The organism is Providencia sp. PROV202, from assembly GCF_028479565.1.
In the GTDB taxonomy this organism is placed as follows: Bacteria; Pseudomonadota; Gammaproteobacteria; order Enterobacterales; family Enterobacteriaceae; genus Providencia; species Providencia zhijiangensis.
The window spans coordinates 190,671-200,649 of record NZ_JAMPNV010000015.1 but is presented as its reverse complement, the minus strand read 5'-3'; the positions used below and the strand labels follow the sequence as shown (position 1 = coordinate 200,649).

Annotated in this window: 8 protein-coding genes; 3 read left to right on the top strand and 5 right to left on the bottom strand. The window is 39.5% G+C overall.

Going from position 1 to position 9,979, the window contains the following annotated elements; translation table 11 throughout:
• Positions 1-70 precede the first annotated feature (70 nt).
• Positions 71-934, bottom strand: coding sequence for a glutamate racemase (gene murI, locus PR799_RS12560; protein WP_154609922.1), 864 nt, complete (start codon positions 932-934; stop codon positions 71-73).
• Positions 879-2,762 (bottom strand): TonB-dependent vitamin B12 receptor BtuB, encoded by a 1,884-nt coding sequence (btuB, locus tag PR799_RS12555; protein WP_272522238.1) that lies wholly within the window; start codon positions 2,760-2,762, stop codon positions 879-881. Before btuB ends, murI begins: the two co-directional genes overlap by 56 nt.
• A gap of 477 nt (positions 2,763-3,239) precedes the next feature.
• Between btuB and trmA the strand changes: the two genes are divergently transcribed.
• Positions 3,240-4,337 (top strand): tRNA (uridine(54)-C5)-methyltransferase TrmA, encoded by a 1,098-nt coding sequence (gene trmA / locus PR799_RS12550; protein WP_272522247.1) that lies wholly within the window; start codon positions 3,240-3,242, stop codon positions 4,335-4,337.
• A gap of 92 nt (positions 4,338-4,429) precedes the next feature.
• Here trmA and PR799_RS12545 read toward each other — a convergent pair whose 3' ends face one another.
• On the bottom strand, positions 4,430-4,819 hold the full coding sequence (locus PR799_RS12545) for a YijD family membrane protein (RefSeq protein WP_272522237.1): 390 nt from the start codon (positions 4,817-4,819) through the stop codon (positions 4,430-4,432).
• Between the two features lie 10 nt (positions 4,820-4,829).
• Entirely contained in the window at positions 4,830-5,489 is a 660-nt protein-coding gene (gene fabR, locus PR799_RS12540) for an HTH-type transcriptional repressor FabR (RefSeq protein WP_036950902.1), read from the bottom strand.
• Positions 5,490-5,825: 336 nt separating this feature from the next.
• Between fabR and sthA the strand changes: the two genes are divergently transcribed.
• The gene (gene sthA, locus PR799_RS12535; RefSeq protein ID WP_036950900.1) at positions 5,826-7,226 is read left to right on the top strand and encodes a Si-specific NAD(P)(+) transhydrogenase; all 1,401 of its coding nucleotides are present in this window, start codon (positions 5,826-5,828) and stop codon (positions 7,224-7,226) included.
• Between the two features lie 88 nt (positions 7,227-7,314).
• Here the strand turns inward: sthA and oxyR are convergent, their stop codons facing one another.
• A complete protein-coding gene (gene oxyR / locus PR799_RS12530; RefSeq protein ID WP_036950898.1) occupies positions 7,315-8,220 on the bottom strand; it encodes a DNA-binding transcriptional regulator OxyR in 906 nt (301 codons plus the stop codon).
• Between the two features lie 1,388 nt (positions 8,221-9,608).
• Here oxyR and PR799_RS12525 point away from each other — a divergent pair.
• Positions 9,609-9,962: a hypothetical protein gene (locus PR799_RS12525; RefSeq protein WP_272522235.1), complete on the top strand. Its 354-nt coding sequence runs from the start codon at positions 9,609-9,611 to the stop codon at positions 9,960-9,962.
• The last annotated feature ends 17 nt before the right edge of the window (positions 9,963-9,979 follow it).

Sequence of the window (9,979 nt, the reverse complement as noted above, 5' to 3'; positions counted from 1 at the left end):
AGTCAGAAAAATCTGGCAACCCTTTTTTTGATGTTTTTTTTCGTTCGCTCAGCTTTTCAACGAATTTAGTTTAAATTGCCAGTTTTTGCAGCGATTTGAAGCCTTCCGCCTCAAGAACAGGGCGTAATTCTTGTAAACTCTCATTCATTAATAAGCAGTAAGCGAAGTCTTCTTCATTTGAATCCGTAACTTCAGCCTGATTATTGATGAGCCAAACGGTTCTTCTGGCAATCGCGGCGCCGGAATCAATAAATCGCGTTCCACTTGGTAGCACTTTTTCTAACTCTTCTACTATAAGAGGGAAGTGGGTACACCCAAGAATCACCGTATCTGGGGCTTCTTTCATTTTGATCCACGGTTTGACGGCTTGAGCCACTTCATCCAGCGGCAGTATTTCACCATGCAACTTTCTCTCTGCCAGTTGCACGAGTTCTGCTGAACCTAAAGAGATCACTTTGCAGTCTGTCGCAAAACGCTCAATCAGCTCTTTTGTGTATTCACGATTTACCGTACCCCGAGTTGCCAATAAACCAACAACACCGTTACGCGTCAGTTTGGTTGCGGGCTTAATCGCCGGAACGACGCCGACAATTGGGAAAGTAAAATTCGCTCTTAAGTTAGGTAAGCTCACCGTGCTTGCAGTATTACACGCAATGACGGCAATGGTGAGAGGATGCTTTTTCGCGATGGCATTAACGATTTGATAAACCCTATCAATAATGAACTCTTCACTTTTCTCCCCATAAGGGAAAGCTTCATTATCGAATGCATATATATAGTGCGCATTTGGGATCAGTTTTTTGACTTCACGATAGACAGATAACCCGCCCACTCCGGAGTCAAACACCAGAATGGTCGGGCGAACAGATAGGTTGTTATCAGAAGTTGTAGCTTCCTGTGAGGAAATATTCTCTTCCAGCGGTGCGATAACCATACGCGGTCTCATAGTCTTTATCGAACATATTAGCTATTTTACCACGAATTGTGAGATGTGAAGTGATTGGATATGCAGCAGTGATATCCCAAAGACTAACACCACCAAGTTTTAATCTTTTATAGTCACCAGTACTAGTATCATATTGACCGAAGTCTTTATCATATCTAGAGCCAATATATTGATAAGTTAGCCCCCAATCTACATTGGCAACATTCCAATCTAGTTGATATTTGATTTGTTGCTTAGCTCGACGAATTAAGACTTTATTCGTTTTATCGTCCCTAGGATCGGTATATTGATATGTAAGCTGATGGTGGAATATGCCTGTATCCATATCTCCGTTCCACTCGATACCTTTTATTGTCGCCTCACCGACATTTTGCCATCCCCAATTAGTTTCGGCTTTCGCATCAATAAGATTGGTAATTTCATTCTTATATGCAACTAATTGCCAATTTAAAGGACCTGTGAGCCCTTTCACTCCACCTTCCCATTGCTTGCTTTCTTCTGGCTTTAGGTCTGGATTGCCATATGGCGCTGAAGCATATAGTTGGCTAATGTTTGGTGCTTTATAAGCCGTAGCATAAGAGCCTATTAGCTGATATCCATCAATGAATTCCCATCCAGCGCCTGCTTGCCATGTTGTATGCCAGCCAAACTCTGAGTGTTTTTCAGACCTTACAGCGCCTTCAATAGTAAAAGCCGAGATTGCTTGCTGAGACGTTAAATAGATTCCGGTATTATTGATTGATTCATTGTTTGGTAACGAAGATGTTCCCGCTTCAATGGTTTGCTTTTGATAATCAACGCCAGCCGAAACTGTACCATTTTCAAATTGGTAATTATTTCCCCATTGAACGTTATACTGTTTCGAATCATCAGCACGAGAACCTTTACCGTATTTTCCATATCTTGGGTCATAGTTATAATCTTTAACGTGACTATAGCTGCCCATTAATGAAGTAGAGTATTTCTCCTGATGATATTTAACACCAGTTTCATAGGTACGGCTATATAGCTTGCGGGTATCAGCCAAAATACCAGCAAATTCAGAGGCATCATAATTTGTTCGATTATCGTACCCATAAGCTCTGGCATAAGCTAAAACATCTGGGGTAAATTGATGTTCCACACCTAGCCATAATGTTTTATTAAGAAAACCATCTTTGTCTGGTTGGGGATGCCCTCCTGTATTTCCTCTCGCCTCCACATCAAATCCTGTTGTATGTGTATAAGCAGCAGCTCCCGTAACGGTTGTATTCTCACCAATTTTTTGCTGCATTGAACCGTTATAGTTTTGATAACCATAAGAACCAATGCCCGCATTTAAGGTGGTTCCATCATTATCGCGACGTGTAATAATATTGATAACGCCACCTACCGCATCAGAGCCATAAACTGCTGAACGGGCGCCACGAATATATTCAATACGCTGCACTAACGAGATTGGAATTTGGCTCATATCCGAAGAACCAGAAATTCCCGCTTGATTAAGGCGGACACCATCAATCAAAACCAGAACATGGCGTGATTCTGTTCCTCTAATAAAGAGAGAACTTTGTTGTCCCATTCCACCATTCTGAGCAACATCCACTCCCGGCAGGCGTCTCAATACATCAATCACGGTATTTGACTGCCAGTGATCAATATCTTCACGGGTCACGACAGTGACTGGCGCTAATATAGAAGAGATTGGTTGCTCGAAACGGTTAGCAGACACTACCATTTCATCAGACGAGTTTGAGTTTGCACTTGCCAAAGAGGAAATACCGCACAACACTGCCAGAGCTGCCACCGATAGCGGTAGCGACTTGTTATTATTCATTATATTTACACTCGGAAAATCAATTAAATTAACATTCCGCGACGCCGAAAATCAGATCCGCGCTGAAATTCAACAAAGCGATAAGAAGTGTGGTAGGTATCGGACTTATAAAGTGACAAGTTGGGTTTCTATATATGAAGCGATATATAAAATGAAAATTCGACCTGTTATATCCCCTAAATAATTCACGCTGCATGTAGGCGACAAGCGAAGATATTCCTAGGAGCATACTGAAGTATGTGACTAGGATAGCTGAGCGATGCCAACACCCATGTAGCTTGAAGAATGACGGGAATACCTTAATTACCGTTGCGCGTCAGTTCTGGACTCTCACCAAATTCCCTCAACCACAGCACATAATCCTAAATTGAATAACTATCAGTGTCCATGAATCGATAATGAAAACTGGACATCTTCGCTGCTTGCCCTACAATTTCGCCCCTGATGTGAATTTTGACTGTTTTATGGGGCCATATGATGCAAAACACCTTGCACACCGAAGATTACGAACTGCAACTTGCAGAGAAAGTTGACCGTCTGAAGAGTTTGATGGCCCCTTATGCTGCGCCTGAACCTGAAATTTATTCATCTCCAACCTCCCATTATCGGATGCGTGCAGAATTTAGAATTTGGCACGAAGGTGATGACCTATTTCATATTATGTTTGATAAAGAGACCAAAGAACGCATTCGAATTGAGTCATTTCCAGTTGCTAGCCAGCTCATTAACGACATGATGGCTGAACTTCTGCCTTTATTAAAACGCTCTGAGTTACTGCGCCACAAATTATTCCAGATAGATTACTTATCGACGCTAAGCAATAAGCTAATTGTTTCTCTGCTTTATCATAAAAAATTAGGTGATGAATGGACGGAACAAGCCAAACAATTGAAAGCCGATTTAACGGCCAAAGGCTTTGATGTTCAAATTATTGGTCGCGCCTCTAAAACTAAAATTATGCTCGACCACGATTATGTCGATGAAGTTTTACCTGTAAAAGGGAAAAACATGATTTATCGCCAAGTGGAAAATAGCTTCACACAACCAAACGCACAGGTGAATATTAAAATGTTAGAGTGGGCGATTGATGCGACTCAACATTCAACTGGTGACTTATTAGAGTTGTATTGTGGTAACGGCAACTTTTCACTGGCGCTAGCTCAAAACTTCAATCGTGTTTTAGCGACTGAAATTGCCAAGCCTTCAGTGCATGCGGCGCAATACAATATAGAAGCGAACAAAATAGATAATGTGCAGATTATCCGAATGTCTGCGGAAGATTTTACTCAAGCCATGAATGGTGTTCGTGAATTTAATCGTTTAGAAGGGATTAATTTAGCAGACTACCAGTGCAATACGATTTTTGTCGACCCGCCACGCAGCGGCTTGGATGACAAAACGGTTCAGCTGGTACAAGAATATGACCATATTCTGTATATCTCCTGTAACCCTGAAACGCTGTGCGATAATTTAGCGGAACTCACCAAAACTCATAAAGTCGAAAAACTGGCTTTATTTGACCAATTCCCATACACCCATCATATGGAAAGTGGTGTGTTACTCACTCGACGCTAATTATTCTCTATATATTACCCATAAAAAACGCCGCACTATTATGTTGCGGCGTTTTTTATATTCAAAATCGATATTTTTATTCAAAACTGATATTAATGTTCAGTGTCACTTTCGAGAGCTTGTTCTTGCAGCTCTTTTTTACGCGCTTTCCAGCTGGTATACATCCACAGTGCAATAATCACAATCACGGTTGCTGGGATAAAGTTAGAACCGACATCAGGATGTTGGACGCGTAAAATCGCCGCGTAGCCAAACATACCTAAGAAAAAGCTGCCGGCGACAAATTTTGGTAATCCCATTGGCATAGCTTGATTTAAATAGCGCTGGTGTAAACAGTAAACAGCCAAAATTAATGTGACGATTGGGAAAATAGAAAATTCCACAAGGGAATTAAACAGGGTAGAGAACGTTCCATGAGTCGATAAGCCGATTACTAAAGATAGCAGTAACGTGCTTCTCTCATAATTTTTGTGTTCCGTCATTGTCTCTCCTTTACTCTTTGGTTAAGTCAGGGTCTGTATCATTTTGTTTTTCTTGCTCGCGGCGGTACCAGTAATATGCGCCTTTCGCTATCATACGTAGCTGTAATACTAACCGCTCTTCGAGGCGTCGACGTTTTTCTTCATCAATATCAAGCGCTTCAGCACCTGCACTAAACACGATAGTGACCATGGCTTCGGCTTGCATTTCAGTGAAATACCGCGGCGTACGATTTTCTAATTCAAGATAATCCGCTAATTCTGCAATAAAATGTTGGATTTCTCGTGCGACCGCAGCACGAAACTCAGCAGAAGTTCCTGAGCGCTCACGCAATAGTAACCTAAACGCGTTAGGGTTATTACCAATAAACTCCATAAAAGTGGAGACTGACGTGCGGATCACACTCCCGCCTTTTGCGATACGTTGACGCGCTTGTCTCATAAGTTGGCGTAGCATCAAACCGCTCTCATCAACCATGGTTAACCCAAGCTCATCAACATCTTTGAAGTGACGGTAAAACGAAGTTGGTGCGATGCCCGCTTCACGAGCGACTTCCCGTAAGCTGAGGCTAGTAAAACTACGTTCTGCACTTAATTGGCTAAATGCCGCTTCCACGAGCGAACGACGAGTTTTTTCTTTCTGTTTTGCTCTAACGCCAATAGTGTTGCTCACGATTTTCCTAGTTTTCTACAATTAAAACGCCGCGAATAGATCAAAATATCACTTTTGAATGCGCCCATCCGTTAAGCATACCTGAAAATTATTAATCTAGTTTAATGAAAAGATGACTCTCCCATCAATTTCGCCATTTTCAGAATTTCACCCAGCTTCATTTTTTTCTAGGCTGTGTCTTTTATCGACTTTTTTCTATAAATTTTTTATATACTTTGCACGCCTTTATTTTTATTTGATTTCTATACTTATTTGTCTTTAGGATTTCGAATTGAGACAAGATGGCAAACGAATGTTACTATCACAACGTCCCTAGAATTAAAACAGGCTTACCTCATGCAACAACATACCCATTTTGATGCAATTGTCATTGGTTCCGGTCCTGGTGGTGAAGGTGCCGCTATGGGCCTAGTTAAACAAGGAAAAAACGTTGCTGTTATAGAACGTTATAACAGTGTCGGCGGCGGCTGTACCCACTGGGGTACTATTCCCTCTAAAGCCCTTCGTCATGCTGTTAGTCGAATTATCGAATTTAATCAAAACCCTCTATATAGTGATAATTCCCGCAGTTTACGCTCCTCTTTTTCTGAAATTCTTACTCATGCCGAAACCGTTATAAGTCAACAAACTCGTATGCGTGAAGGATTTTATGAACGCAATGGTTGCCAAATGTTTTCTGGTGAAGCAACTTTTGTTGATGATCAACATGTTAGCGTACGCTATGCAGATGGGAGTTGTGATGTCCTTAGCGCAGATAAAATTATTATTGCGACTGGCTCACGACCTTATTGCCCGCCTGATGTTGATTTTACCCACTCCCGAATTTATAACAGCGATACCATTCTCAGCCTTTCCCACGAACCTCGCCATGTGATTATTTATGGTGCGGGTGTGATTGGTTGTGAGTACGCATCCATATTTCGTGGGTTAGGTGTCAAAGTCGATTTGATCAACACTCGCGATCACTTACTCGCATTCCTTGATCAAGAAATGTCTGATGCATTGTCTTATCATTTCTGGAACAGTGGCGTGGTTATCCGTCACAACGAAGAGTATGAAAAGATTGAAGGTTTAGATGATGGCGTTATTGTTCATCTTAAATCAGGCAAAAAAGTGAAAGCGGATTGCTTACTGTTCGCGAACGGTCGTACTGGTAATACTGATAATATCGGTCTGGCGAATGTGGGAATCGAAGCGGATGGTCGCGGCTTAGTCAAAGTTGACCATGCTTATCGCACCAGTAATGAGCATATCTATGCTGTTGGCGATGTGATTGGCTATCCAAGCCTAGCTTCTGCTGCTTATGATCAAGGGCGAATTGCGGCTCGTGCAATTACCTCTGGCTTAGGTAATGCCCATTTAGTTGAAGATATTCCGACGGGCATTTATACCATTCCAGAAATTAGTTCCGTGGGTAAAACAGAACAAGAATTGACGGCAATGAAAGTCCCTTATGAAGTCGGTCGTGCTCAGTTTAAACATTTAGCACGAGCACAGATTGCCGGCATGAATGTGGGTAGTTTGAAAATTCTCTTCCATAGAGAAACTCTTCAAATTTTAGGTATTCACTGTTTCGGTGAGAGAGCGGCTGAAATTATTCATATCGGCCAAGCGATTATGGAACAAAAAGGTGAAGGGAATACCATCGAATACTTCATTAATACCACATTTAACTATCCAACCATGGCTGAAGCGTTCCGAGTTGCGGCATTGAATGGTCTAAATCGACTGTTTTAGCGGTTCTCTACGCTTTACACTGAACGATTGGCTTTAGAATAAGTGATTGCAGGTTTATTCCCGCAATCACTTTTTTTGTTTTTATCGCTTACTTTTTATTTCTGTAGTACTTATCCATCGAGCTGTAAATTGTCTCAGCAAGCTGCTCATAACGTCCACGCAATGGAGACCCTGGACGATAAACTAATACAATGCGGCGTTTTGGCTCAGGTTCAATACAGTTCAAGTAACAAACGCCATCACGACAAGCCTCATGAGGTACAGCCAAATCTGGCAGCAATGTAATTCCGCTACCCGCTGCTACCATGTTTCTCAGCGTTTCTAAGCTCGTCGCTCTGAAATGGGTATCTTCTTTTGCCCCGGCTTGGAAACAGAACCCCATCGCTTGATCACGTAAACAGTGACCATCTTCTAGCATCAATAATTTCTCACCCGCTAATTCGCCCATTTCAACCGTATCACGGTCATGCCATGGGTGATTTTCATAAATCGCGAGTTTCATTGGCTCTTCAAATAATGGCACCACAATAAAGGGTTCGGTTTCTTTGACTTCTGCCAGAATAGCGCAATCCAACTTACCACTATCTAACTGAGCTAATAATTGCTGAGTCTGCGCTTCGTGTAAGTAAATTTCTAGTTTAGGGTGCACACGGTGTAATTCAGGAATAATGTGCGGAAGCAAATAAGGTGCAACAGTTGGGATCAGTCCTATATGTAAAGGCCCTGACATGCTTTCACCTTGTAAAGCGGCCATTTCTTGTAGAACTTTTATCTCCCTTAAGATCGTTCTTGCTTGCTCAACGAGCAATAAACCTTGTTGAGTAAAAAGCACTTTTCGGCTGGTTCTTTCTAATAGCATCACGCCGAGCTCTTCTTCAAGCTTACGAATTTGACCGCTCAGCGTAGGCTGACTTACATGGCAAGAATCCGCAGCACGTCTAAAGTGCTTGTGCTCAGCAAGTGCAACTAGGTACTCCAGATCACGAATATTCATCCGCCTTTTTCCTCTCGTTATGCCTGACTATATAGATAATACCAATCATTATAGAGAATATATAACGTTTCATCTATTGATAAAAATAAAAAGCAATATTTAAATTTTTTTAGGAAAAATCCCATTTGAATATGAAACAAACTGTAATACCTAGAAAATAAATGTATCAGTCTTTTTCCGAATAAAAAATGATTTCAATATGCAATAATCAACCATTTTTACTCTATAAAAGAGTAATAATTGCGTATTAAAAAATATTCAGGTAGCTATTCCAATAAACTTCTTAATATATCTTTCTTCTTATCATTGTACTTACGAACTAGTTTAATGGATCACCAATAGCATCCACTAAATCTATCAACCTCACTATACTTTCCCCATCGAGTAATATCAGAAGAAAAAATGAATAATTTTATTAAAAATAATAACATACAAAATTAATTGTTTGTTTTTTTTGACATACTTTTAAATATTTTTAACGTTGAAGTTAATCACCTTAATGTCAATAATATAACCACTTGAACGCAATGATCACAATTTAGAAATTACTTTGATAAGAGTCATGAATTGATACAGAGCTATCAATAACCTCATAAAAACCATTAAAATAAATAATCATTTATTCAAATTAGTTGAATCCATTGGCCTATGATGACTTTTGGATGATTGAATAATACTCAATGACAGTGATGCTAAATATTAAATACATATTACCTATTATTGGAGTAATTATATTAAAACTTAGCCATCTAGATAATTAATCTTATATTTCTATATAGAATGATTATCAAGAACTCTCTAGAGAAATGATAATAGCGAATAGCTCCCAAACAAGCTAATGGAACTTAATACCCCAAAATAAGGTAATAGCGGGATCAAGGGCGTAGCATTATAAGTATTGGCCTCTCAGTAATGAAACATTTTGTTATATTTTCTTTCATATTTAATTAAAGTTTGTAAATACATATAAAAGAATATATTAAAGTGATCAGCATAGATTTTACTATCTATTAGCGCTCACCCAACGAATGAGTGCGCTCAACTCTTAACATACAATATTTTTATTTGACAATATCGGATAGATGGGATTTTTATATCCTAAATATAATTAAATTTGTTCTTAACTAGTTTTTTATGGGTATGCGTTTTTACTTATACTATATTTAACTTATCCCATATTGTTTAATTTAATTTTAAAATTTCCATACATTTGATTTTCAATGTTTACACCTTAGTAGAGTTATTTGAATTATTATACGCTCCATCAAATAGCACGAGGTAATTGAAAAAAGAAAAGCAGCCAATATATACCTTACGCAATACCGAATTTATTAAATTAATACATTTAAACAAATTGATTAAACACAAATCAGTTAGGGGATACTATTATGAAAAATTTAACATCAATCGCTAAAAAAACCTTCTCTCGCGCAGTCATGGCATTATTATTCGTTCCTACTTTTAGCGCTGTTAATGCCTACGCAGAAAACAGCGAGCATAACGGTACCATCCAATTTACTGGCTCAATTGTCTATGCGTCTTGCTTGAATGAAGTAAATAATAACAACGTCACTGTAAATTGTTTAAACGACAATGACGATATGGTTGCCAATAGCATTGACCTGACAAAACTAGTAAAAACTCAAGGTTGGAAAGTCCTGAATGGCGGTCGAAGTGTCTATTCTTATGATTGGGTGAATGAAGACAAACAGATGGGTATGTTAACAATTAAATATAGTTAAGATTAAACGTTATGGAA

Bases quoted from the DNA above. Each gene is read 5' to 3' on its own strand.
- PR799_RS12545 (WP_272522237.1), bottom strand. From the start codon at position 4,819: ATGACGGAACACAAAAATTATGAGAGAAGCACGTTACTGCTATCTTTA.
- PR799_RS12525 (WP_272522235.1), top strand. From the start codon at position 9,609: ATGAAAAATTTAACATCAATCGCTAAAAAAACCTTCTCTCGCGCAGTC.
- oxyR (WP_036950898.1), bottom strand. From the start codon at position 8,220: ATGAATATTCGTGATCTGGAGTACCTAGTTGCACTTGCTGAGCACAAG.
- trmA (WP_272522247.1), top strand. From the start codon at position 3,240: ATGCAAAACACCTTGCACACCGAAGATTACGAACTGCAACTTGCAGAG.
- sthA (WP_036950900.1), top strand. From the start codon at position 5,826: ATGCAACAACATACCCATTTTGATGCAATTGTCATTGGTTCCGGTCCT.
- murI (WP_154609922.1), bottom strand. From the start codon at position 934: ATGGTTATCGCACCGCTGGAAGAGAATATTTCCTCACAGGAAGCTACA.
- btuB (WP_272522238.1), bottom strand. From the start codon at position 2,762: ATGAATAATAACAAGTCGCTACCGCTATCGGTGGCAGCTCTGGCAGTG.